Source organism: Pseudomonas sp. (genome assembly GCF_026224925.1).
GTDB lineage: Bacteria > Pseudomonadota > Gammaproteobacteria > Pseudomonadales > Pseudomonadaceae > Aquipseudomonas.
This window is the reverse complement of the sequence record NZ_JAMFRV010000369.1, coordinates 1-23,735: the sequence shown is the minus strand read 5'-3', so window position 1 is coordinate 23,735 and position 23,735 is coordinate 1. Positions and strand designations below refer to the sequence as shown.

Below are 23,735 nucleotides of genomic sequence, written 5' to 3'. Positions count from 1 at the left end.
TGATCGACATGTTCAACGAGCGGGCCGCAATCGCCAGACCGTTAACGTTGCCGAGTTTGCCTTGATCGGTACCAAAACCTAATGCGGTGTAACGTTTGACGTGTTCAACCGACTCGAAGCCTTCGCGGGTCGCCAGTTCGATGGCGGCGGCGGTGACGTCGTTTTGCAGGTCGACGAATTGTTTCGGCGCCCGCGCAGTGGTTTTTTCGTGCGGAACCTGGAACAGCGCCAGGGTAGGCTCTTCCGAACGGGTCAAGGCTTTGGGCAGTGTGCCTTCGACGATCTTGAACCCGGCTTCATTGGCCGCACGAGCGCCGCCTTCAAAGCCGTCGGCCAAAGCATCAGCCAAGCCGAACACGCCATTGATACCGCCGACGCACACGCGTTTCTGCGGTGCTTCGCCCGGTACAAAACCGAGGATGTCTTCGCGCCAGATCGGCTTGCCGCCCAAGTGGGACGCCAAGTGAACGATTGGGCTATAGCCACCGGAAGTCGCAACCAAATCACAATCGAGCCACTCGCCTGGGCTGGTAACGCGATGGCCTTTGACGTCGATAGCCGCAACCCGTGCAGCCGTAACGCGTTTGGTGCCACGCGCTTCAACCACAGCGCTGGAGGTCAGAATGCGAATGCCTTTGGCCCGCGCTTCTTCAACCAGCGCGCCGCGAGGATTGCTCCGGGCATCAGCGATGGCCACCACTTGCAGGCTGGCATCGAGCCAATCCAACGCGACGCGGTAGGCGTAATCGTTGTTGGTCGACAGCACCAGTTTTTTGCCCGGTGCCACGCCGTAACGGCGGACGTAGGTGGAAACAGCGCCGGCGAGCATGTTGCCCGGCACGTCGTTGTTGCCGTAAACCAGCGGACGTTCGTGAGTACCGGTTGCCAGAACCACACGTTTAGCGCGAACCCGGTGCATACGTTGACGCACTTGACCGATTGGCGCGCGGTCACCGAGGTGATCGGCCAGGCGCTCGTGAATGGTCAGGAAGTTATGGTCGTGGTAGCCGTTCACGGTTGCGCGCGGCAACAAAATCACGTCCGGTAGGCTTTTCAGCTCAGCCAGCACCGAGGCAACCCATTCAGCAGCAGGTTTGCCATCAAGGCTTTCACGGCTGTCGAGCAGACTGCCGCCGAATTCTTCCTGCTCGTCCGCCAGAATCACGCGAGCACCGCTACGACCAGCAGCCAATGCCGCAGCCAGACCCGCAGGGCCAGCGCCGACAATCAGCACATCGCAATGATGGTTCATCGCGTCGTAGGTGTCCGGGTCGTTCTCGGTCGGCGAACGACCCAGGCCTGCCGCCTTACGAATGTACTTCTCGTAGGTCATCCAGAACGATTGCGGGTACATGAAGGTTTTGTAGTAGAAGCCCGGCGGCATCAGCTTGCCGCCGACCTTGCCCAGAATCCCCATCACGTCGGTGTTCACGCTCGGCCAGCCGTTGGTGCTGGTGGCGACCAAACCCTGGTACAGCGCTTGTTGCGTGGCGCGCACGTTAGGGATTTGCGTGGCTTCGGTCGAACCGATCTGCAACACCGCGTTCGGCTCTTCGGAGCCGGCTGCGAAAATCCCGCGAGGACGCGAATACTTGAAGCTACGGCCAACGATGTCGACGCCATTGGCCAGCAATGCTGCGGCCAGGGTGTCGCCTTCGAAGCCTTGGTAACTCTGGCCGTTGAAGGTGAAGTTCAGCACCTTGCTACGGTCGATACGGCCACCGTTAGGCAGGCGATTGTTCTGGCTCATGCCTTGTCTCCCAGTACCTTCGTCGCCGCTTTTGCGGTGAACTGCGGTTTGGCGCCAATCGGGTAAGTCTCGAGAATTTCGTAGGTCACAGTGTCGCGGGTTGCGTTGAAGTACTGACGGCAACCGGCAACGTGATCCCACAACTCGTGGTGCACACCGCGTGGGTTATCGCGGAAGAACATGTAGTCGCCCCACTCAGCATCGGTGCAGGTGTTCGGGTCCAGCGGACGCGGGATATGAGCCTGGCCCGAAGCATGGAATTCCTCTTCAGAGCGCAGTTCGCCACAGTGAGGACAGAAGATGTGCAACATAGGTATTTCTCCTGTTAGTGGGCTACGGCTGCCGCGCCATGCTCATCGATAAGTGCGCCGTTGTGGAAACGGTCGATGGAAAACGGTTTTGCCAATGGGTGCATTTCGCCTTTAGCGAGACTCGCGGCAAACACGTTGCCTGAGCCTGGCGTGGCTTTGAAGCCGCCGGTGCCCCAACCGCAGTTGAAGAACATGTTGCCAACCGGGGTTTTCGAAATGATCGGGCAGGCGTCTGGCGTGGTGTCGACGATGCCGCCCCACTGACGGTTCATGCGCACACGGGACAACACCGGGAACATCTCGACGATGGCCTGAATCGTGTGTTCGATCACTGGGTACGAACCGCGCTGACCGTAGCCAACCCAGCCGTCGATACCGGCGCCGATCACCAAGTCGCCTTTGTCGGACTGGCTGATGTAGCCGTGAACCGCGTTGGACATGATCACGCTGTCGATAATCGGTTTGATCGGCTCGGACACCAGCGCTTGCAGCGGGTGAGATTCGATCGGCAGACGGAAACCCGCCAGTTTGGCCATGTGACCCGAGTTACCAGCAGTCACCACACCGACGCGTTTGGCGCCGATGAAGCCTTTGTTAGTTTCAACACCGATGCACACGCCGTTTTCCTTACGGAAACCGATGACTTCGGTTTGTTGAATCAAGTCCACGCCCAAGGCGTCAGCGGCACGGGCAAAGCCCCATGCCACGGCATCGTGACGAGCAACGCCGCCGCGACGTTGAACGGTGGCGCCGATGATCGGGTAACGGGTGTTTTTCGAGCAATCGAGGTACGGGATTTCTTCCGCCACCTGTTTCTGGTTGAGCAATTCGCCGTCCACGCCGTTTAGACGGTTAGCGCTGACCCGACGTTCTGAATCGCGCATGTCTTGCAGGGTGTGGCACAGGTTGTAGACGCCGCGCTGGGAGAACATCACGTTGTAGTTGATGTCCTGCGACAGGCCTTCCCACAACTTCATGGCGTGTTCGTACAGGTGAGCCGATTCGTCCCACAAGTAGTTGGAGCGCACGATCGTCGTGTTGCGCGCGGTGTTACCACCGCCCAACCAGCCTTTTTCGACCACGGCCACGTTAGTGATGCCGTGCTCTTTGGCTAAATAATAAGCCGTGGCCAAACCGTGCCCGCCGCCGCCGACGATAACTACGTCGTAGACTTTTTTCGGGGTCGGCGTGCGCCACATGCGCTGCCAGTTTTCATGGTGGCTGAGGGAGTGCTTGAAAAGGCCGAAGCCTGAGTAATGCTGCATGGATCTACTCCTGACTCAGCGATAAACCGGGAAATCGGTGCACAGAGCGGCAACCTGACTGGCAACATTGGCCTCGACATCGGCATCGCCGAGGTTGTCGAGGATGTCACAAATCCAGCCGGCCAATTGGACACACTGGGTCACTTTGAAACCGCGCGTGGTCACAGCCGGGGTGCCGATACGCAGGCCCGATGTCACGAACGGCGATTGTGGATCATTCGGTACCGAGTTCTTGTTCACGGTAATGTGCGCGCGGCCCAAGGCAGCGTCAGCTTCTTTACCGGTGAGGCCCTGACGGATCAGGCTGACCAGGAACAGGTGGTTATCGGTGCCGTCGGACACCACATCGTAGCCACGGTCCATGAACACTTGCGCCATGGCCTGGGCGTTGTCGATGACTTGTTGCTGATAAACCTTGAAGCCAGGCTCCATGGCTTCTTTAAAGCACACCGCTTTGGCCGCGATGACGTGCATCAACGGGCCGCCTTGGCCACCTGGGAATACCGCAGAATTGAGTTTTTTCTCAAGCTCTTCGTTGGCCTTGGCCAGGATCAAACCACCACGTGGACCGCGCAGGGTTTTATGGGTGGTGGTGGTCACCACGTCAGCGTACGGCAGCGGGTTCGGGTACAGACCAGCAGCCACCAGACCGGCAACGTGGGCCATGTCGACGAACAGGTAAGCACCCACTTTGTCGGCGATGGCGCGGAAACGTGGGAAATCGAGGGTTTTCGAGTAAGCCGAGAAACCCGCGATGATCATTTTCGGTTTGCTTTCGACGGCAATACGCTCGACTTCGTCGTAGTCGATCAGGCCGGTGGTGGTGTCGATGCCGTATTGCACCGCGTTATAGAGTTTGCCGGAGAAGCTGACTTTGGCGCCGTGGGTCAAGTGACCGCCGTGGGCCAGGCTCATGCCCAACACGGTGTCGCCTGCATTTAACAGGGCCAGATAAACAGCGGCGTTCGCCTGGCTGCCGGAGTGCGGCTGCACGTTGGCGTAATCGGCGCCGAACAGTTGCTTGGCGCGTTCGATGGCCAGCAGCTCTACTTTGTCGACGTGCTCACAGCCGCCGTAGTAGCGCTTGCCCGGATAGCCTTCGGCGTATTTGTTGGTCAGGCCGCTGCCTTGAGCTTCCATCACGCGTTTGCTGGTGTAGTTTTCCGAAGCGATCAGCTCAATGTGGTCTTCCTGGCGTTGCTCCTCGGCATTCATGGCTGCCAACAGTGCATCGTCATAACCTTGGATTTGGTCTAGCTTGCTGAACATCGCGGTTCTCCCAGCGGCGGCGCTGCGCCTGGCTTATCGATAGGGCTTGTAGAGCGCCCTTTGGATGCGATGGTAGGTCCGACGCAGACAGACCAAATGCCCATGGACGCCACGCAAAGGTGCGTTTACGACATGGCTTGGCGCGCAGAGATAATTGGTGGCTTCGTGCTGTGTCAGACAGGGCCTCTTCGCAAGCAAGCTTGGCTCCCACAGATTTTGTGGATTGCCCCAAATCCGGCGGCATGCTGAGATTCGGTGGGACCGAACTTGTTCGGGAAGCAGACGGCCAGGTTTATCAGACCTACCACGGCGCTACCTATCGCGAACAAGTTCTCTCCCACCGGGATCTGTGGATTGCCCCCAAACATAGAATCTCCCATAGGAAGTGAGACTTACTCAAACTGTGGGAGCCAAGCTTGCTTGCGAAGGGGCCGACGCGGTCCAGCCGATTGCCCCATTTATTCCACCAACAGATGTCTCAACCCCAACAACAGCAAAAAATGCAGCGGATAGATCGCATACGCCCAGCGCCGCATGGGCCAGACACCGATAGACGGCCGTGAACGCAGAATAGCCAGCCCGATCAGCGGTCCAAACAAACACACGACAATCGCGCCAATCGATATCGGGTCGCCCCAGCTGGCACCGGCGAGCATCTCTGGCCAGGCATTACTCGCCAGGCACACAGCACCCGGCAATAGCGCCGCATACCAAGGCCCGCGCAGCACCAGCAAGAACGCCAGAGGCAACAACACCCCGTAGAAGTCGAACATTATTTGCCCACGGAACACCCACGCCACCAGAATCGCCGCACATGCCAGCAGCCCCGCCGATGCGCTTCGATCGCGCCAACCCCGCGCCACCAGCAGTCCCAATGCCAGGGTCGGCATCACGTTTAAGGTCGTGGCCTCCTCAGCCATGTACAGTCGATATGGCAGCTCCGCCACGCCAGCAAAAATGACCATCCAGCCCAAATAACGCCACTGAACGCCCTGCCCCTGTTTATTACGCGCAAGATTGGCGGCAATCGCCAGGCAAAACCACGGAAAGGCCAAGCGGCCCGGCACGTATAGAATGTTCAACGACCAGCCCACATAACGCAGATGGTCGAGCACCATGCTCAGCATCGCCAACCATTTCAACAGGTCCAATGCGGTGTCTCTTGGCATCGTTTGCAACGGTTTCATAACGCTCCACGGTCCGGCAAAACAGAACAACGCATGACCTGAGCCAGTGATTCTGGTTACAGTGCGCACCATAATCGATCACAGGGAGTCGGCCATGACAGATAAAAGCCAGCAGTTTGCCAGCGACAACTACTCCGGGATCTGCCCCGAAGCCTGGGCCGCCATGGAACAGGCCAATCAAGGTCACCAGCGCGCTTATGGTGATGATGAATGGACCGCTCGCGCCTCCGATCATTTCCGTCAATTGTTCGAAACCGACTGCGAGGTGTTCTTCGCCTTCAACGGCACCGCAGCCAACTCACTGGCCCTGTCTTCGCTGTGCCAGAGTTACCATAGCGTCATCTGCTCGGAAACCGCCCACGTCGAAACCGACGAATGCGGCGCGCCGGAGTTCTTCTCCAATGGCTCCAAGCTGCTGACCGCCCGCAGTGAAAATGGCAAGCTGACCCCAGAATCGATTCGCGAAGTCGCCCTCAAGCGCAAAGACATTCATTACCCCAAGCCGCGGGTCGTGACATTGACCCAAGCCACCGAAGTTGGCAGCGTCTATCAGATAGAAGAACTCAAAGCGATCAGCGCCACCTGCAAAGAACTGGGCCTGAACCTGCACATGGACGGCGCGCGTTTTTCCAACGCTTGCGCCTTTCTTGATTGCAGCCCAGCTGAGTTGACGTGGAAAGCAGGCGTCGATGTGCTGTGCTTTGGCGGGACAAAGAATGGCATGGCCGTCGGCGAAGCCATTCTGTTCTTCAATCACAAACTGGCTGAAGACTTTGATTACCGCTGCAAACAAGCTGGGCAACTGGCGTCGAAGATGCGCTTCCTGTCGGCGCCATGGGTCGGCCTGCTGGAAAACGACGCTTGGCTCAAACACGCACGGCACGCCAACCACTGCGCACAACTGCTCGCGAAGCTGGTGAAAGACATTCCCGGCGTAGAACTCATGTTCCCGGTGCAAGCCAACGGTGTGTTCTTGCAGATGTCAGAACCGGCGATCAAAGCACTGACCAACAAAGGCTGGCGCTTCTATACCTTCATCGGGGATGGCGGCGCACGGTTCATGTGTTCTTGGGACACCGAAGAAGACCGCGTGCGTGAGCTGGCAGCGGATATCCGGTTGGTGATGCAGGCGTAGGGGTGGCAAGCCTCTGTAGGAGTCGACTTGTTGGCGAGGCGGTGTGTTTGACACACTGGGTTGATGTCTTCGCCAACAAGTTGGCTCCTACAGATAATGTGTCCCTTACCCTTGGGCGATGGTCTTGGAGATCACTTCAACCGTGGCGCTGACTTGCTCTTGATAACGGTTGAGTTCCTTTTTGTGCTGCTGCTTGAGTTCGATTTGTTGCGAACACAGGTTCAACGCAGCTAATACCAACAGCTTGTCACCAATCAGCGTCGGGTATTTACGCTTGGTGTCTGCCAAGGCTGACTTGAGCATGACCGCCGCGTCCAACAGGGTCCGCTCTTCGCCGACCGGTGCCTTGATCGAATAGTCGTTGCCCAGAATCGAGACGACTTTAATCCCGTCCCTGTCGATACTCATGCGCTGACAGCGGTGACGCGAGTGGCACGGTCAACCAGTGCCTGAATGCGCGTGGCGGTTGCGCCCTGTTTCTCTTCCTGTTCCAGCAAACTTAGCTGCAGGCTGTCGTTTTCATCCTTCACTTGCGCCAACTCCGCGCTCAATTGCGCATTGCTGCTTTGCAGGGTCTGATTCTGCTGCACCAGCTCACCAACCAGTTGTTCCAATTGACTCAGGGACTCTTCCAACATTTTGATTTCTCAGGCAAATTTCAAGGGCGCACACGATAAAGAAAAGTCACCGCAGCGTAAACGTATAACGAGAGCTAACTGACTGCCTTTTCGGTATCTGGTTCCTGCAACTCGTCAGACCGACCTGAAAAGCGATAAATACCCGCCAAGCCAGCTCAAGACTTTAGTCTTGTGTCCGATAGGTGATACAGACTGCTTCGTTTTTGCTCCTCGCCGCACGGAATGCGCCACTCTTGGAAATCTTATGTCCCTAAGAAATATCAACATCGCACCGCGCGCATTCCTTGGTTTTTCCCTGATCGGCGCATTAATGCTGATCCTTGGGATCTTTGCTTTGATGCAGATGAACTCGATCCGCACCTCTGGCCTGCAGGTCAGCCAAAACACCGTGCCAAGTATCAGAAATCTGGACAAGTTGGTGGAGCACAGCGTGCGGCTCCGCGTGCTGTCATTTCGCCTGCTGGTCACTCGTGATCCGGCGATTCAGGAAAAAATCATCGATTTGATAACCAAGCGCGACCAAATGGTCACTGACGCTCAAGCCGTGTATGAAAAGCTGATTGATAGCCCTGAAGAGCGTGCGACGTACAACCAATTCCAGCAATTGGTCAGTCAGTATCGGCAATTTGAAGACCGCATGAAAAGCCTGAGCCGTGCCAACAAATACGACGAATTGGCTACGCTGCTCAATGTCGACCTGCAAGAAAACTCGGACCAGATGAATGTCATTCTGACTAAGCTGGTCGACATCAACACCAACCAAATGGACATTGCCAATAAGGCAGGGGCTGACCAGTACTCGCTGGCGTTCAACATGGTGGTGGGATTACTGATTATCGCGACCATTCTAACAATGCTGTTTGCGTGGTTGTTGACCAACAGCATTACGCACCCGGTCTCGGAAGCATTGCTGGTTGCGGAGGACATCGCCGAGGGCAATCTCACGCGCCAGATCAAAGTGGAAGGCAGCGACGAGATCGGTCGTCTGTTGAAAGCGATGCAAAAGATGCAGGAAAAGCTGCGCGACACACTGCACCGCATTTCAGGCTCCGCCACTCAGTTGGCATCGGCGGCTGAAGAACTGAACGTTGTCACCGACGAAAGCGCCAAGGGCTTGGCCCAACAAAATAAAGAAATCGAACAGGCTGCGACGGCGGTCAATCAGATGACAACCGCAGTAGAAGAAGTCGCCCGCAACGCCGTAAGCACCTCCGACGCATCGAAAAGCGCCACCACATCGGCCGGCGATGGTCGAGAATTGGTCATGGAAACCGTGGGCGCCATCGAACGCATGACCGGCGACGTGCAAAGCACAGCGGACTTGATCGGCAACCTGGCCAATGAGTCCCGGGATATTGGCAAGGTGCTCGACGTGATTCGTGGCTTGGCTGATCAGACCAACTTGCTGGCGCTCAACGCCGCCATCGAAGCTGCACGTGCCGGTGAAGCGGGTCGTGGTTTTGCGGTGGTGGCCGACGAAGTTCGGGCGCTGGCGCATCGTACCCAGCAGTCCACCAGCGAAATTGAACGCATGATCGGCAGCATTCAGGGCGGCACCGAGCAGGCCGTGAACTCCATGCGCAATAGCACCGAGCGCGCTGAGTCGACGCTGAACATCGCCAAAGGCGCCGGCTTGGCGCTGGACACGATTAATGCCGCCATCGTCCAGATCAATGAGCGCAACCTGGTGATCGCCAGCGCCGCCGAGGAGCAGGCGCAAGTGGCCCGCGAAGTGGATCGCAACTTGGTGAACATCCGTGATCTGTCGGTACAATCGGCTACAGGTGCCAGTCAGACCAGTACTGCCAGCAACGAACTATCACGCTTGGCGGTAGACCTGAACAGCATGGTTCAGCGCTTTAAGTTGTGACCTGAATCTGTTGGGGCAACCCACGCAGGTCTAGCGCCATGCCGACAATGTGGGACCAACCGGGGCGCGTAGCTTTGTTCGGGAAGCAGGCGGCGCGGTTTGTCTGAAACACCGCGGTGCTGCATTCGCGAACAAGTTCGCTCCCACCGAACCGGGGGGGCGAAGACCCACTGTGTCAGACCGGCTAGAAGTCGATCCGCACATCACCCTTGGGCACGCTGCAGCACGACAGGATGTAACCCTCGGCCACGTCTTCGTCGGTGATGCCGCCGTTGTGCTCCATTTCCACTTCGCCGCCCAGCTTCATTACCTTGCAGGTACCGCAAATTCCCATGCCGCAGGCTTTGGGGATTAGCAGGCCAAGCTTTGCAGCCGCGGCGTGGACGGTTTCGCCCGGCGCCACACGGATGCTCTTGCCAGCTGAAATGAATTCCACCTGGTGCAGGTCCGCCAAATCAATTTCCGGCGCGTCTGCGGCGATTTCGGCTTGCTCGACCGCATCTGCACGAGCTTCTGGTGGTGTCGCGCCAAACGACTCTTCATGGTACTGAGCCATGTTGAAGCCATTCGCTTCCAACAGACGCTTGACCGCACTCATGTACGGCGTAGGCCCGCAACAAAACACTTCGCGATCCAGAAAGTCCGGAACCATCAGCTCAAGCATTTTCTGATTCAAATACCCGCGATAACCGGCCCATGGTTCGCCCAGGCCGTGTTTTTCGCAAATCAGGTGCAGGCTGAAGTTATCAATCCGCGATGCCATGTGTTCCAGTTCGCGGTGATAAATGATGTCTTTGGGCGTACGGGCGCTGTGCACGAAAACCATGTCGACGTTGGCGTTGGTGTCGTAGAACCAGCGCGCCATGGACATCACTGGCGTAATGCCGACGCCGCCGCTGAGGTACAGAATCTTCGGATTCGGGAAATCCATGGCATTAAACAGACCTACCGGTCCGTGTACTGCCAGCTCCTGTCCTTCATGCAGGGTGTCGTGCAGGTAATTCGACACCTTGCCGCCGGGCACTCGCTTGATGGTGATCGAGAAGCTGTATGGCACCGACGGTGAGCTAGAGATGGTGTAGGAGCGCATCACCGGCACGCCGTCAATTTCCAGCTCCAATGTCACGAACTGGCCGGGCTTGAAGAAGAACATGATCGGCTGGTCGGCCATGAAGCAGAAGGTTCGCACGTCCCAGGTTTCCTGAATCACCTTGACGACGCGCACAGGGTGGCGGCCATTAGCCCATGTCTGGGTATTTACCGGATTGAGGAAACTATTGGACATGCTTATCTCCACGGTCGAATGTCGACCTTATGGTGCGGATTCTGCGTAAGGCGCAGCGTGTTCACTTACCTATCTGCGACATTGACGTACTTATGGCAACCAGCCCCCAACTACTGGGGTTGGCGCGTCGGAAACGGATTCGGCCATGTCGCCCATGGATAAGGATCGGTCAGCGCCCGACCTCACACTCGCGGTTAATTAGTTGTGTGCTTTTTTATAAGAAATCTGTAAGAACGCCATTCATAAGCATGGGCGGCAAACGTACCGACACCTTGCGTGCTACAGGCTACAAAGAACCGTATTAGCCACATTCGCCGACCGCTCAAAAACGGTCATGAGGGACTTGAAAGATGGACGTCACCGCAACCTTGAGCTTGGGCGATCCGCTGGAACCTGCACGTAAGGCCACCGCCGAGATGCTGCAGAACCGCGAACGCACTTTTTCGCTACCGCAGCCTTTCTACAGCGATGAACGGCTTTATGAAATCGACATGCAGGAAATCTTTCAAAAAGAGTGGTTGATCGCGGGCATGACCTGCGAAATCCCGACTAAAGGTAACTACATCACCCTGCAGGTCGGCAAAAACCCGATCATCGTGGTCCGCGGCGCCGAAGGCCAAGTGCACGCGTTTCACAACGTCTGCCGTCACCGCGGTTCGCGGCTGTGCACCAGCGACAAGGGAAAAGTCGCCAAGCTGGTGTGTCATTACCACCAGTGGACCTACGAGCTTGATGGGCGCCTGTTGTTTGCCGGTACCGAAATGGGTGCCGACTTCGACATGAAGCAGTACGGCCTCAAGCCAGTGAACGTGAAAACTGCAGGCGGTTATATCTTCATTAGCCTGGCGCAAACGCCGCCAGCTATCGACGAGTTCCTGCAGACGCTGACTCACTACATGGAACCGTACGACATGGAGAACACCAAGGTGGCGATTACCACCACCTTGCTGGAGAAAGCCAACTGGAAGCTGGTGCTGGAAAACAACCGCGAGTGCTACCACTGCAACGCGTCGCACCCAGAACTGTTGAAAACCCTGCTGGAATGGGACGACGTTACCGACCCCCGCGCTGACCAGGCGTTCAAGGACCACGTGGCCGCGTCCGCAGCTGCATGGGAAGCCGAGAAGATTCCTTACGCTCACGCCAGCTTCGGGCTGCGTAACCGCATCGTGCGCATGCCACTGCTCAAAGGCACCGTGTCGATGACCATCGACGGTAAGGTGGGCAGCAAAAAGCTCATGGGCCGCATCAAGAACCCGGACTTGGGCTCGATGCGCATCTTGCACCTGCCGCACTCGTGGAACCACTGCATGGGCGATCACATCATCGTCTTCACGGTATGGCCGCTGGGCGCGCAGGAAACCATGGTCACTACTAAATGGCTGGTGCACAAAGATGCAGTTGAAGGCGTGGATTACGACGTCGACCGCATGCGCCAAGTATGGGATGCCACCAACGACCAAGACCGTCGTCTGGCCGAAGAAAACCAGCGCGGCATCAACTCCGACGCTTACCAGCCAGGCCCGTACTCCAAGACCTATGAGTTTGGCGTGGTGAACTTTGTGGATTGGTACAGCGCCCGCATGCTGGAAAACCTCGGCGCGGCGCCAGCGCCTTATTTGAAAGGTGTTGCGGTTAATCACGAGTAAAGGGCTGTCGCGGTATGCCTGATATCCCGCGCCGTCTGCTTCGTGAATGAATTCACTCCCACAGGGGATCACCTATTCCCTGTGGGAGTGAATTCATTCACGAAGATTTTTGACACATAGATCAAAATTCAACCAACACCCGCCAACACCAACCCCGCCGCACTCCCCAGCCTTTCGCCAACAACTTATCCACAGGACCACCCACAGTAATTGTGGGCAAGTCGGTTTTCGCCTGTGGAAAAACTCAAGAAAAACCGTGACTTATCCAGAAGTACGCTTCTGAAACACTATTGGTTGTTTTTTAACCGCATCGAGCAAAGCCACGCAAGACGTGGCTTACAGAGGACCGTGAACATGTTATCCACAGAAGCGCCAACAGAGATTGTGGGCAAATATTTCAATACCGCGACCGCAATTAAACCTTGTAGGAGCGCGCTTGCCCGCGAAAGCTACCTAACGAACAACGCCCTCTTCGATCAGCAGCTTCAAAATCGCCTCAGCACCCGCTTGGGCACTGACGCCTTTAAGCACTTGCCCACCGCCGCCGCTAGCTTTGGCCGTAGCCGCTTTCATCCGATCCGCACCGCTTTTGCCTTTGATCACTTTCAGACGTTTGGGCCGTGGTTTCGCTGGCTGTAGCGACGAGGCGGCGAGCAGTTCGTCAACGACCACTTCAACCTGCTCCGCCGCGAGCAACCCGCGCTGGGAGGGGCCATAGGCGCTTTGCCGGGACTTGGGTGCTGCGTTATCCACAGTCGCCAAGAACGGCAGACGCACTTTCAATCGACGTCGCTGACCACGTGGCAATGCTTGCAGCACATGGGCCACGCCGTTTGCCAGGGATTCAACCTGCGCTAAGCCGACCACTAACGGCCAGCCGAGCTTTTCAGCCAATAGAAACGGGAGCAAGCCTGAGCCTTCGCCTGTTTCAGCTTGGCTGCCGGTGAGCACTACTTGCACGTTCGCCTCCCGTAAATACTCAGCCAAGACGGGCAATGCATCCGCGCCTTCTGGTTGTTCCAGTACATGCAGTTCGTCCAGCCCCATGCCGAGATAAGCCCGCAGTGCAGGCTCCTCGACGTTGCCGGCATGCAATACGTGCAGGTTATCCCCAGCCAATTGCAGACCCAGTTCTACTGCGCGCGCGTCTTGCTCGGCACGGCGCGGGCGGCCAGAAGTCGGGTGCGCACCGATGGAAACCAGGCTGATCACATGAATCGCGCTGTTATCCACAGGGGCCTTCGAAGTAAGCAGCGAATTAAGCGGCATCACGTTTGCCCTCATTGCGGTAAGTCTCGATCGCAGCAATCAGCGCTTTTAGAATCTCTGCGCTTTCACCGATCACCGACAAGTCAGCCCGTTTGATCATGTCGCAACCGGGATCAAGGTTGATCGCCACCACTTTGTCGCAAGCGCCAATGCCTTGAAGGTGTTGAATCGCGCCGGAAATACCGACCGCGACATATACCCGCGCCGTGACCCACGTGCCGCTGGCGCCGACCTGACGATCACGCGCCATGTAGCCATCGTCCACCGCCACACGGGAGGCGCCTTCGGTGGCGCCCAACGCGGCCGCCGTACGGTGGAACAGATCCCAATCCTTCACGCCATTGCCGCCAGAGAAAATAAATTCCGCTTCGGCCATGGGAATGGCTGCCGGATCGACTGCCACCGCACCGAGGTCTTCGATACGCGACAAGCTGCGCGCCACGGCTGTGGATAACTCCACGGGCAACGCTTCATGACGGGTTTCGCTGACCGGCTCTGCGCATTCGACGGCAGCCAGAATCAACCGAGCTAGCGGACCGGCCAAGTCTTGACGACCGGCACCGGCGCGGCCGATGCACTGGTCAGGCGTTACTTGCCACACACGGGTCGCTGGACGCTCGCCCAAGCTGGCGGCAAAACGCCGACCTAATTCGCCACCACCGGTGCGGCTGTCAGGCAGCAACCAATGGCGCGGTTTGAATTGGTTATCCACAGCCCGCAGGCCCTGAACCCGTTGTTCCGGTGCATAACCGCTGAACTCACTGCCTTCCAGCACTAACAGCCGGTCAACACCCGCCGTAGCGAAGGTAGTTTCTTTATGTTCGCCGAAGACCACGGCCAATACCGCGCCGTCTTTACCGGCCAGGCTATGGGCCAGGCCCAAGAGATCGCGGTCGTGAGCGCTCAAGCGGCCACCGACCATGTCCGGGGCTACGCAAATGTAGAACGCTGGTTGCGCGACCTGATGCAGCGGCAATTGCACTTCAGCCGCTGAGGAGCGCTTAACCGCCCCACCCTGCTGCGCGCCGCTGCGATCAATACGTTTGACGCCATTGGGGCCAATGAAGCCAACGTGGTGCACATCTTTGCGGACGATGCCGTTGGGACCCATCCAGCTGGTTTGTGTCGGTTGCATCGCCGCATGCAATGGGTGCAAACGGTTACGGGCAATCCATTCAGCGCGAGGGTCACGGCGAATAATGTCGCTCATCAGTGCACCTCCGCGAGTTCAGGTTTGGTCGAACCTTGTTTGAGCGGCAACGGTTTGCTGACCGCCACGCCTTCCAGCAAAGCGTCGGCCACCAATTCAGCAATGTCTTTGATCAGTGGGCGAGGCTCGACCACGCCTTCGAGCATCGCCGTGCACTGTGGACAACCCACGGCCACCAGCTCAGCGCCAGTTTCGCGGATGTCGTCCATGCGCATGTCCGGAATACGTTGCTTGCCAGGAATGTCAGTGATCGGCGCGCCGCCACCACCGCCGCAGCAGCGTGAACGGAAACCGGAGCGTTGCATCTCCTTGATCTCGATCCCCAGCGCGCGCAATACCTCACGCGGAGCTTCGTATTCGCCGTTGTAGCGACCGAGGTAGCACGGGTCGTGATAGGTCACGCTGGTGCCTTTGTGCTGACCCAAATTCAAGGCGCCGGCTTCGATCAGTTCAGCCATGTAGGTGCTGTGGTGCTGCACGTGATAGTTGCCATCGAACGCGCCATATTCGTTTTTCAGCACATGGAAACTGTGCGGATCGCAGGTGACGATGCGTTTGAAATCGTACTTCGCCAGGGTCTGGATGTTGCGTTTCGCGAGCATCTGGAACGTTGCTTCATCGCCCAAACGTCGGGCCACGTCACCGCTGTCGCGCTCTTCCAATCCAAGCACGGCGAAGTCGACGTTGGCCGCTTTCAACACTTTGACGAAGGCGCGCAAGGTGCGCTGGTTGCGCATGTCGAAGGCACCGTCACCGACCCAGAACAACACCTCGGCGGTCCGACCTTGACTAGAAAGGTCGCTGAGCAGGTTGAGGTTCAAGTCCGCCGCCCAGTTCATCCGCCCGCCCGGCGCAAATCCGCCTGGGTTGTCGGTGGCAATCAGGTTGTCGAGTACTTCCGCGCCCTTGTTCGGCGTCGCGCCTTTTTCCAAGGTCAGGAACCGGCGCATGTCGACGATAGCGTCAACGTGCTCGATCATCATCGGGCATTCTTCAACACAGGCACGGCACGTGGTGCAAGACCACAAGGTGTCGGCATCGACCAAGCCGTTGACGATGGGTTGATGGGCGTTGCCACCGTGTTCGCCGATTTTTTTACCTGGATAAGGGCTGCCAGCAAAGTTGGCATCGGTACCGCCCGCGAGACCGACGACCATGTCTTGAATCAGTTTTTTCGGGTTTAACGGTTGGCCCGCGGCAAACGCCGGGCATGCGGCTTCGCATTTACCGCACTGTACGCAGGCGTCGAAACCCAGCAGTTGGTTCCAGGTGAAATCCTTGGGTTTCTCTACGCCCAATGGCGCGCTGCTGTCGCTCAGGTCCAGTGGTTTCAAACCGGTAGAACGGCCACCGCCGAAGCGTTCGGCGCGACGGTGCCAGGCCAAGTGAAACGCGCCGGCGAAGGCGTGCTTCATCGGCCCGCCCCAAGTCATGCCGAAGAACATTTCCGACACGCCCCAAGCAACGCCCAGGCTCAGAAGCGCAACGAGAACCCAGCCGCCAAAGTCTTCCGGCAGGATGCCCGCTACGGGCAGGGTGACTAGAAAGAAGCTGACAGAAAACGCCATCAGGCTTTTCGGCAAGCGCATCCACGGGCCTTTGGACAGCCGCGCAGGTGGATTGCGCCGACGCAACGCCATGAAGATAGCGCCGACAAACATGATTGCTGAAGCCAGCAACAAGGCGTAGCCGAGGACGCGGTTATGTAAGCCGAAACCATGGACGAGGATCGCCAACAGCGCCGCAAGCACAAAACCGCCCGCCGTCGCGACGTGGGTGTTGGCGATGTATTTGTCGCGGGCTACCACGTGGTGCAAATCCACCATGTAGCGCTTGGGCATTGCCAGCAAGCCACCAAGTAGGTCGACCTTGGACGCCCGGCCCTGGCGCCACAGCATCATCCGCCGCACCGCGCCCAATACAGCCAAAGCCAGGGCGACGAACAACAGGATGGGAAGAAGGGTGTTCAACATGTGGAGCTCCCACCGGAAACGCGGAGAAACGCATTTACTGTAGGAGCGAACTTGTTCGCGATAAGGCCGGCACGGCCTTCAGGCGTTCATCAAATGAACACATCCTTTGTGGCCGCTTCGCGCCCAATCGCGAACAAGTTCGCTCCTACAGAGGTATTGATTTAAAAGTCTTTACACAACCGCAGTGCGTCATAAATGGCAGCGTGGATGTTGCGCTGGGCCACACAATCGCCGATGCGGAACAGCAAGTAGCCATCGCCCGGTTGGCTCAGGCACGGTTGCGGTTGAATCGCGAACAACGCTTCGATGTCGATTTGGCCTTTGTTGCGTGAGGCTTCTTTCAACTCGTAATACATCCACTCATCAGGACGCACGCCGTTCTCGATCACCACCTGGTCAACCACGCGTTCTTCTTTGGCGCCGGTGTATTCGTTCTCCAGGACCGCGACCAGTTTGTCGCCTTCGCGGTAGACCTTCTCCAGCATCAGGTCGCCGGTCATGATCACTTCTTTGGGGTACATGCTGCGGTAGTACGTCGGGAACGACGTACCGCCGATAGCCACACCTGGCTTGATGTCGTCGGTGACGATTTCAACCTGGCTGCCTTTGTCAGCAATGAAGTCGGCAACCGACATCCCGGTGAATTCACAGATGGTGTCGTAGACCAACACGTTCTTGCCCGGCGCCACGGTGCCGTCCAGCACGTCCCAACTGCTGACAACCAGACCTTCTGCCGCGCCCCAATGTTCGTTCTGTTCCAGGAATGGATGACCACCGTTGGCCAGCACGACTACATCTGGACGCAGGTCGAGAATAGCCGCTGGGTCTGCGGCGGTGCCCAAACGCACATCCACTTTCAAACGTGCCAGTTCCAGCTGGAACCAACGGGTAATCCCGGCAATTTGATCGCGCTGTGGCGCTTTCGATGCGGTGGTGATCTGCCCGCCGAGGGTGTCTTTCTTCTCGAACAGGGTCACGTCATGCCCACGTTCAGCGGACACGCGTGCGGCTTCCAGACCGGCAGGACCAGCACCAACGACCACCACTTTGCGTTTCACACCGGTGGTTTTTTCGATGATGTGCGGCACGCCCATGTATTCACGGGAGGTCGCGGCGTTCTGGATGCACAACACATCCAGACCTTGGTACTGACGGTCGATGCAGTAGTTAGCGCCAACACATTGTTTGATCTGGTCGATCTGGCCCATTTTGATCTTGGCGATCAGGTGCGGGTCAGCGATGTGCGCGCGGGTCATGCCGACCATGTCGACGTAGCCGCCTTCCAGAATCCGTGTGGCCTGGTTCGGGTCTTTGATGTTCTGTGCGTGCAGCACCGGCACCTTGACCACTTCCTTGATGCCGGCTGCCAAGTGCAGGAACGGCTCAGGCGGGTAGCTCATGTTCGGAATAACGTTGGCCAAGGTGTTGTGAGTGTCACACCCCGAACCGACGACGCCGAGGAAGTCGATCAAGCCGGTAGCGTCGTAGTACTTGGCGATTTCCTTCATGTCCTCATGACTCAAGCCATCAGGGTGAAATTCGTCGCCGCAAATACGCAGGCCGACGCAAAAGTCAGGACCGACTTCCTTGCGCACAGCTTTGATTACTTCCATACCGAAGCGCATGCGATTTTCGAAACTGCCGCCCCACTCATCGGTACGCTTGTTGACCCGCGGGCTCCAGAACTGGTCGATCATGTGTTGGTGCACGGCAGACAGCTCGACACCGTCCAAGCCACCGGCCTTGGCGCGTGCAGCAGCGCTGGCGTAGTTGCCGATCACCCGCCAGATTTCTTCTGGCTCGATGGTTTTGCAGGTCGCGCGGTGCACCGGCTCACGAATGCCCGACGGAGACAGAAGCGTCGGCCAATGATCGCCATCCCAACGGGAACGGCGGCCCATGTGGGTAATCTGAATCATGATCTTGGCGCCATGCTTATGCATGGCGTCGGCCAGATTCTGGAAGTGCGGAATGATCTTGTCGGTCGCCAGGTTGACCGATTTCCACCAGCTCTGAGGACTGTCGATGGCCACGCTGGAAGAACCGCCACAAATCGCCAGGCCAATGCCGCCCTTGGCTTTCTCTTCGTAGTACTTCACGTAGCGATCAGTGGTCATGCCGCCGTCGGTGGCATACACCTCAGCATGCGCAGTACTTAACACACGGTTACGGATGGTCAACTTGCCGATTTGAATCGGCTGGAACATTGCTTCGAAAGCCATGACAGAAACCTCGACTTACAACGGCTTGACGATGAATAGGCCGTCGTCATGGCCTTCTTCCGAACCGCCATACACCTGCTCGGCGACCGTACGAATCGGGCTACCCGCCGCTTCAAGAACCTGGTCCATGGCGCCGGCAAACCAACCGGTGAACATGTAATCGACCTTGCGCCCGACTTTGCCGTACACGTAGACGAAGCAGGAGTGTTCCAGGCGAACGCTGGCGGTGCCTTTTTCCAGATCAATGGACTCGATCTTGAAAAGACCCCAACCGCGTTGCGACAGGCGCTTCATGTAGTGCTCAAACACCGCAACGCCGGACAGACCGTGGCATTCAGCTTCTTTTTCGCACCAGTGCCAAGCAGACTTGTAGCCGGCTTTATACAGAATGTCGGCGTAGGCGTCGGCGCCCAAGACTTCTTCGATACCCTTGTGGTTATTGACGAAAAAGTGACGCGGTACGTACAGCATCGGCAATGCATCAGAGGTCCAGACACCGGTTTCGCTGTCGACTTCGATAGGCAGTTGCGGGGCGATTTTAGCCATGGGGTAAAACTCCAGAAATTCGGGTGACGCCCTCTGCGCGAATGGCAGAGGGGTATTTAATTAGCTTGGGATTACTAGGGAGTTATTCGCCCCAGACGTCCTTCAGGACGTTGACCCAGTTCTCGCCCATGATCTTGCGCACTACACGCTCAGGATGGCCGCGCTTGAGCAATGTTTCGGTCAGGTTCGGGAATTCGCCCACGGTACGGATGCCCAGTGGGTTGATGATTTTGCCGAAACTGGTCAGACGGCGGGCGTAGCCCTTGTCGTGGGTCAGGTACTCGAAGAAGTCCTGGCCGTGGCCTTGGGTGAAGTCGGTGCCGATACCGATGGAGTCTTCACCGACGATGTTCATCACATACTCAATGGCTTCGGCATAGTCGTCGATGGTGGACTCGATGCCCTTGGCCAAGAACGGCGCGAACATGGTCACGCCAACAAAGCCGCCGTGATCCGCGATGAACTTCAGTTCTTCGTCAGATTTGTTGCGCGGGTGCTCTTTCAAGCCGGACGGCAGGCAGTGGGAGTAGCAGACCGGTTTTTTCGATTCGAGAATGACTTCTTCTGAGGTTTTAGAACCCACGTGAGACAGGTCGCACATGACGCCGACGCGGTTCATCTCGGCGACGATTTCGCGGCCGAAGCCCGACAGGCCGCCATCACGCTCGTAGCAGCCGGTGCCGACCAGGTTTTGCGTGTTGTAGCACATCTGCACGATGCCAACGCCGAGCTGCTTGAAGATCTCGACGTAGCCGATCTGGTCTTCATAAGCGTGAGCGTTCTGGAAACCAAAGAGGATGCCGGTCTTGCCCTGCTCTTTGGCCTTGCGGATATCCGCCGTGGTGCGCACCGGAATTACCAGGTCGCTGTTTTCACGCATCAGCTTTTGGCTGGTGCAGATGCTGTTGATGGTCGCCTGGAAACCTTCCCACACCGACACGGTGCAGTTGGCCATGGTCAGGCCACCTTTGCGCATGTCTTCGAACAGCTCACGGTTCCACTTGGCAATGATCAGCCCGTCAATAACGATACTGTCGGCATGCAATTCGGCTGGGCTCATCAGGCGGTCCCCTTTAGTGATTCATGCGCCGAATCGTGTGCCGGCGCTTTGGGGCCAGCATAAGCCTGAGGGTTGAGCGAGCCGGGTGCAAAAACGACAAGGGGTTTGCCGAAAGCGTCAAGAAGCGACAAAGGGTCGGCGCCGCTAGCCCGGATAGACCGCTTGCGCGCTGTTCTTTACTCGCCCACTGCGCCAAAATCGTCGGCGAGTGTTGTAAAACAACGGACGAGGATGTCGCAAATGAGGTCAATGTTATTGGTTCTGGCAGTGCTGGCGACCAGCGCGCAAGCCGAAGACGGTACGCCGTGCGACAAAGTGGAGACCACTCAGCAGAGCTTTGAGTGCTCCACGTTCAACAGAACCACCGCTGATCGCGAAATGAACAACGCCTATAAAGACCTGATTGACCGCATCAGCTCGCAATACGCCGCCCACCCGCCGCAACTCAGCGACTATTTAGCCAAAATCAAAAATGCTCAGGATATTTGGGTAAAACTGCGCGACGCCGACTGCGCGGTGCAGACGTTCCTCAATGAAAAAGGCAGCCAAGCCTTCCAGATCGCCCAAAACGACTGCTTCGCACAGAATAGCGATGAACGGTCCGAGTATTTGCAGTCAATCGGGATTGAGTGATTCGCGCTTGGCGCAAATCCCCTGCGGGAGCTTCATTCGCGAAGGCGTTGGGTCAGGCACCGACGATGTTTAATGTGCCGGCCCTTTCGCGAATGAATTAGCTCTCACAATATGATCTGTCGCAACCTTTCCTAGCTTTATAAAAGACATCTTAATGTCTTTTCTTCCTGATTTACGACGATTGAAGACATCCTGATATCTCCTAAGCCTGCATAAAGCTTACTCACTGCTATACTCGCTCAACATCCTCCCAATGGCTACACCCATGGCCCTCACCCACATCCTCTACGCCCCCGGTGAGATTGCCCTGCAGATCGCCGAAAACGCAAAACGCCTGCGCCTCAGCAAAAACCTTTCTAGAAAGACACTTTCGGAGAAGTCCGGTGTCCCTGAGCCCACCATCAAGCGTTTCGAAACCACTGGAAAGGTGTCTCTGGATGCGTTACTGCTGATTGCGACGGCTTTAGGGGCGGTGGAGCAACTGGCAAACTTGTTCGCCTCGCCGACCATGCAAAGCATGGATGAACTCAAAAACCACGAACGGATTCGGGGACGCCAATGAAGTCAGTGACAGCGCTTACCGTAATGCATCAGGAAAAAAAGGTCGAGAGTTGATCAGCGTCCCCCGCAGAGGGATCTATTTCGCCTACGACCCCACCTGGCTCGCAACCGGATTCAATTTAGTACCTCTGCACATGGATTTTTCGACAACACCGCAAGCTGCGGCCGATACCCAGCTGTTCGACGGGTTGCACGGCGTCTTTAGCGATTCGCTGCCCGATGGCTGGGGTCTGCTGCTCATGGATCGTTTTTTCCAAAGGGAATTTGGCGTGGCGCGTCACGCGATTGGCCCGCTGGAGCGTCTGGCGTACATAGGCAACCGAGGCATGGGAGTGCTGGAATACCTGCCTATGCTGGATAAGACAGCCCCTGATGAACACCTCGATCTGGCTACGCTTTATGAGGCCTCTCTGGACATTCTCTCGGGTGGCACCGATGACGTGCTCAACGCCTTGCGCATTGCGGGCGGCTCTCCGGGTGGCGCGAGGCCCAAGGCAGTCATTGGTTTGTCCGCTGACCGGCGACAGGCGATCTCTTCATTCGGCGAAATGCCCCTTGATTACGAACACTGGATGGTCAAGTTTCGTAGCCAAGAAGAGGCTAGGGACACAGGGGCCATTGAACGTGCTTATGCATTGATCGCTGGACGAGCTGGGGTCGAAGTTCCAAAGTCTGACTTGCTTGAGGCTCGTACTGCGACAGGCTCAGAACGCTTTTTTGCAATCAAACGTTTTGATCGGGATCAGGGACGCAAACGTCATATGCTGACGGCGGCGGCAATTCTTTATGCCGACTTCCGTGCCCCGAGTCTGGACTATGGCGACTTGCTCAGAGCGACTTGGGCAATAACCAGCGACGCGGCCGAAGTCGAAAAGATGGCCCGACTGATGGTTTTCAACGCCTTGGCACACAACCGCGACGATCATGCGAAGAACTTCGCTTTTCTTGGCGACTCCACCGGCTGGCGAATGGCGCCCGCCTATGACCTGACGTTTTCCAGCACGGGCGGGCGAGGTAACGAGCATACGACGGCCTTTGCTGGCGCCGGCAAACCTTCAATCAAAGCACTCAAAAAAGTTTGTCAGCCTTTCAGCTTTCTTAAACCGGAGCTGTATATCGAACAGACGCTTGATGCTTTTGCGGGGTGGGCAGATGTCAGCAAAACACTGGATCTAGACAAGACGCACAGCGCAAAGGTGTTGGTCGCTCTGAATGAGGTTTGGAAGGGATTATAGAAATGGTCTCTCTCCCCCCTGTAATTGGATGGTGTTTGGCCTACACACTCGACCGCTGCCGATCCTCTCTCGGGCACTTCACAAACCGTCCTTTATAGCTGCGGGTAAAGTACGACGGTGACTCGAAGCCGCAGGCGATGCTGATTTCCAACACGCTCATGTCGGTTTGGCGTAACAGTTGGCGAGCTTTTTCCAATCGCAGGCCGAGGTAGAAATTGCTTGGTGTGTCGTTCAAGTGCAGCCTGAACAGCCGTTCAAGCTGCCGACGGGTGACTTGAATACCTTCCGATAATTGCAGCGTGCTGAGCGGTGGCTCAGTGTGTTGCTCCATTTCGCCGATAACCTGCACCAACTTTTTGTTGTTGATGCCAAAGCGCGTCGCGATCTGCATTCGCTGGTGGTCTTTGCGCGGGCGGATGCGCCCCAGCACGAATTGCTCTGACACTTTGATCGCCAGCTCCGCCCCGTGCGCCTGACCGATGAGGTCAAGCATCATGTCGATGGACGCCGTGCCGCCCGCTGAAGTGATACGGCGTTGGTCTATTTCGAACAATTCTTGAGTCACCACCATCTGCGGGTACGACTCTTTGAACGCGTCCAACGCTTCCCAATGCAAGGTCAGACGATAGCCGTCCAGCAGCCCCGCCTGGGCCAGGACAAAACTACC

General features: G+C 57.2%; 21 protein-coding genes. 6 read left to right on the top strand and 15 right to left on the bottom strand.

What is annotated here, in order from left to right; genetic code table 11:
- From M0974_RS16185 to M0974_RS16165, 5 genes are all read right to left on the bottom strand, one after another.
- Positions 1-1,750, bottom strand: a 1,750-nt coding sequence (locus M0974_RS16185) for a 2Fe-2S iron-sulfur cluster-binding protein (RefSeq protein WP_297838697.1), incomplete at its 3' end; no start/stop codon positions are given.
- Complete coding sequence (locus tag M0974_RS16180; protein WP_297838694.1) at positions 1,747-2,061, bottom strand: sarcosine oxidase subunit delta; 315 nt, start codon at positions 2,059-2,061, stop codon at positions 1,747-1,749. The genes M0974_RS16185 and M0974_RS16180, both read right to left, overlap by 4 nt.
- A 14-nt stretch (positions 2,062-2,075) precedes the next feature.
- Complete coding sequence (locus M0974_RS16175; protein ID WP_297838692.1) at positions 2,076-3,326, bottom strand: sarcosine oxidase subunit beta family protein; 1,251 nt, start codon at positions 3,324-3,326, stop codon at positions 2,076-2,078.
- A 15-nt stretch (positions 3,327-3,341) separates the two neighbouring features.
- Complete coding sequence (gene glyA, locus M0974_RS16170; protein ID WP_297838690.1) at positions 3,342-4,595, bottom strand: serine hydroxymethyltransferase; 1,254 nt, start codon at positions 4,593-4,595, stop codon at positions 3,342-3,344.
- Positions 4,596-5,053: 458 nt separating this feature from the next.
- Positions 5,054-5,782 (bottom strand): TraX family protein, encoded by a 729-nt coding sequence (locus M0974_RS16165; RefSeq protein WP_297838687.1) that lies wholly within the window; start codon positions 5,780-5,782, stop codon positions 5,054-5,056.
- A 94-nt stretch (positions 5,783-5,876) separates the two neighbouring features.
- On the opposite strand from M0974_RS16165, the gene M0974_RS16160 reads away from it, so the two are divergent.
- Positions 5,877-6,917 (top strand): low specificity L-threonine aldolase, encoded by a 1,041-nt coding sequence (locus M0974_RS16160; protein WP_297838684.1) that lies wholly within the window; start codon positions 5,877-5,879, stop codon positions 6,915-6,917.
- 105 nt (positions 6,918-7,022) lie between these two features.
- Here M0974_RS16160 and M0974_RS16155 read toward each other — a convergent pair whose 3' ends face one another.
- The gene (locus tag M0974_RS16155; protein WP_297838680.1) at positions 7,023-7,325 is read right to left on the bottom strand and encodes a cell division protein ZapA; all 303 of its coding nucleotides are present in this window, start codon (positions 7,323-7,325) and stop codon (positions 7,023-7,025) included.
- Positions 7,322-7,555, bottom strand: coding sequence for a hypothetical protein (locus M0974_RS16150; protein WP_297838677.1), 234 nt, complete (start codon positions 7,553-7,555; stop codon positions 7,322-7,324). Before M0974_RS16150 ends, M0974_RS16155 begins: the two co-directional genes overlap by 4 nt.
- A 244-nt stretch (positions 7,556-7,799) precedes the next feature.
- Between M0974_RS16150 and M0974_RS16145 the strand changes: the two genes are divergently transcribed.
- Entirely contained in the window at positions 7,800-9,425 is a 1,626-nt protein-coding gene (locus M0974_RS16145) for a methyl-accepting chemotaxis protein (RefSeq protein ID WP_297838674.1), read from the top strand.
- A gap of 184 nt (positions 9,426-9,609) precedes the next feature.
- Here M0974_RS16145 and gbcB read toward each other — a convergent pair whose 3' ends face one another.
- Positions 9,610-10,710 (bottom strand): glycine-betaine demethylase subunit GbcB, encoded by a 1,101-nt coding sequence (gbcB, locus tag M0974_RS16140; RefSeq protein WP_297838671.1) that lies wholly within the window; start codon positions 10,708-10,710, stop codon positions 9,610-9,612.
- A gap of 350 nt (positions 10,711-11,060) precedes the next feature.
- Here gbcB and gbcA point away from each other — a divergent pair, with 350 nt between their 5' ends.
- Positions 11,061-12,359 carry a glycine-betaine demethylase subunit GbcA gene (gbcA, locus tag M0974_RS16135; RefSeq protein WP_297838670.1) on the top strand — a complete coding sequence of 433 codons (1,299 nt, stop codon included), beginning with the start codon at positions 11,061-11,063 and terminating at the stop codon, positions 12,357-12,359.
- 453 nt (positions 12,360-12,812) lie between these two features.
- Here gbcA and M0974_RS16130 read toward each other — a convergent pair whose 3' ends face one another.
- The 6 genes from M0974_RS16130 to M0974_RS16105 form a co-directional block, all read right to left on the bottom strand.
- On the bottom strand, positions 12,813-13,628 hold the full coding sequence (locus tag M0974_RS16130; protein WP_297838702.1) for an electron transfer flavoprotein subunit beta: 816 nt from the start codon (positions 13,626-13,628) through the stop codon (positions 12,813-12,815).
- Positions 13,618-14,838 carry an electron transfer flavoprotein subunit alpha/FixB family protein gene (locus M0974_RS16125; protein WP_297838667.1) on the bottom strand — a complete coding sequence of 407 codons (1,221 nt, stop codon included), beginning with the start codon at positions 14,836-14,838 and terminating at the stop codon, positions 13,618-13,620. Before M0974_RS16125 ends, M0974_RS16130 begins: the two co-directional genes overlap by 11 nt.
- The gene (dgcB, locus tag M0974_RS16120; protein ID WP_297838664.1) at positions 14,838-16,811 is read right to left on the bottom strand and encodes a dimethylglycine demethylation protein DgcB; all 1,974 of its coding nucleotides are present in this window, start codon (positions 16,809-16,811) and stop codon (positions 14,838-14,840) included. Before dgcB ends, M0974_RS16125 begins: the two co-directional genes overlap by 1 nt.
- A 161-nt stretch (positions 16,812-16,972) precedes the next feature.
- A complete protein-coding gene (dgcA, locus tag M0974_RS16115; RefSeq protein WP_297838661.1) occupies positions 16,973-19,033 on the bottom strand; it encodes a dimethylglycine demethylation protein DgcA in 2,061 nt (686 codons plus the stop codon).
- A gap of 15 nt (positions 19,034-19,048) precedes the next feature.
- Positions 19,049-19,579 (bottom strand): DUF5943 domain-containing protein, encoded by a 531-nt coding sequence (locus tag M0974_RS16110; protein ID WP_297838657.1) that lies wholly within the window; start codon positions 19,577-19,579, stop codon positions 19,049-19,051.
- 82 nt (positions 19,580-19,661) lie between these two features.
- The gene (locus tag M0974_RS16105; protein WP_297838655.1) at positions 19,662-20,639 is read right to left on the bottom strand and encodes a dipeptidase; all 978 of its coding nucleotides are present in this window, start codon (positions 20,637-20,639) and stop codon (positions 19,662-19,664) included.
- 240 nt (positions 20,640-20,879) lie between these two features.
- Between M0974_RS16105 and M0974_RS16100 the strand changes: the two genes are divergently transcribed.
- From M0974_RS16100 to M0974_RS16090, 3 genes are all read left to right on the top strand, one after another.
- Complete coding sequence (locus M0974_RS16100) at positions 20,880-21,272, top strand: lysozyme inhibitor LprI family protein (RefSeq protein WP_297838653.1); 393 nt, start codon at positions 20,880-20,882, stop codon at positions 21,270-21,272.
- Between the two features lie 265 nt (positions 21,273-21,537).
- On the top strand, positions 21,538-21,834 hold the full coding sequence (locus M0974_RS16095) for a helix-turn-helix transcriptional regulator (protein ID WP_297838651.1): 297 nt from the start codon (positions 21,538-21,540) through the stop codon (positions 21,832-21,834).
- A gap of 49 nt (positions 21,835-21,883) precedes the next feature.
- Positions 21,884-23,068 carry a type II toxin-antitoxin system HipA family toxin gene (locus M0974_RS16090; protein WP_297838699.1) on the top strand — a complete coding sequence of 395 codons (1,185 nt, stop codon included), beginning with the start codon at positions 21,884-21,886 and terminating at the stop codon, positions 23,066-23,068.
- 40 nt (positions 23,069-23,108) lie between these two features.
- Here the strand turns inward: M0974_RS16090 and M0974_RS16085 are convergent.
- On the bottom strand, positions 23,109-23,735 hold a 627-nt coding region (locus tag M0974_RS16085), incomplete at its 5' end, for a GlxA family transcriptional regulator (RefSeq protein WP_297838649.1).

Coding starts and splice junctions, on each gene's coding strand:
- M0974_RS16145 (WP_297838674.1), top strand. CDS start 7,800: ATGTCCCTAAGAAATATCAACATCGCACCGCGCGCATTCCTTGGTTTT.
- M0974_RS16105 (WP_297838655.1), bottom strand. CDS start 20,639: ATGAGCCCAGCCGAATTGCATGCCGACAGTATCGTTATTGACGGGCTG.
- M0974_RS16165 (WP_297838687.1), bottom strand. CDS start 5,782: ATGAAACCGTTGCAAACGATGCCAAGAGACACCGCATTGGACCTGTTG.
- M0974_RS16100 (WP_297838653.1), top strand. CDS start 20,880: ATGAGGTCAATGTTATTGGTTCTGGCAGTGCTGGCGACCAGCGCGCAA.
- M0974_RS16155 (WP_297838680.1), bottom strand. CDS start 7,325: ATGAGTATCGACAGGGACGGGATTAAAGTCGTCTCGATTCTGGGCAAC.
- M0974_RS16175 (WP_297838692.1), bottom strand. CDS start 3,326: ATGCAGCATTACTCAGGCTTCGGCCTTTTCAAGCACTCCCTCAGCCAC.
- dgcB (WP_297838664.1), bottom strand. CDS start 16,811: ATGTTGAACACCCTTCTTCCCATCCTGTTGTTCGTCGCCCTGGCTTTG.
- glyA (WP_297838690.1), bottom strand. CDS start 4,595: ATGTTCAGCAAGCTAGACCAAATCCAAGGTTATGACGATGCACTGTTG.
- M0974_RS16150 (WP_297838677.1), bottom strand. CDS start 7,555: ATGTTGGAAGAGTCCCTGAGTCAATTGGAACAACTGGTTGGTGAGCTG.
- M0974_RS16160 (WP_297838684.1), top strand. CDS start 5,877: ATGACAGATAAAAGCCAGCAGTTTGCCAGCGACAACTACTCCGGGATC.
- M0974_RS16110 (WP_297838657.1), bottom strand. CDS start 19,579: ATGGCTAAAATCGCCCCGCAACTGCCTATCGAAGTCGACAGCGAAACC.
- M0974_RS16130 (WP_297838702.1), bottom strand. CDS start 13,628: ATGCCGCTTAATTCGCTGCTTACTTCGAAGGCCCCTGTGGATAACAGC.
- gbcA (WP_297838670.1), top strand. CDS start 11,061: ATGGACGTCACCGCAACCTTGAGCTTGGGCGATCCGCTGGAACCTGCA.
- dgcA (WP_297838661.1), bottom strand. CDS start 19,033: ATGGCTTTCGAAGCAATGTTCCAGCCGATTCAAATCGGCAAGTTGACC.
- M0974_RS16095 (WP_297838651.1), top strand. CDS start 21,538: ATGGCCCTCACCCACATCCTCTACGCCCCCGGTGAGATTGCCCTGCAG.
- M0974_RS16180 (WP_297838694.1), bottom strand. CDS start 2,061: ATGTTGCACATCTTCTGTCCTCACTGTGGCGAACTGCGCTCTGAAGAG.
- M0974_RS16125 (WP_297838667.1), bottom strand. CDS start 14,838: ATGAGCGACATTATTCGCCGTGACCCTCGCGCTGAATGGATTGCCCGT.
- gbcB (WP_297838671.1), bottom strand. CDS start 10,710: ATGTCCAATAGTTTCCTCAATCCGGTAAATACCCAGACATGGGCTAAT.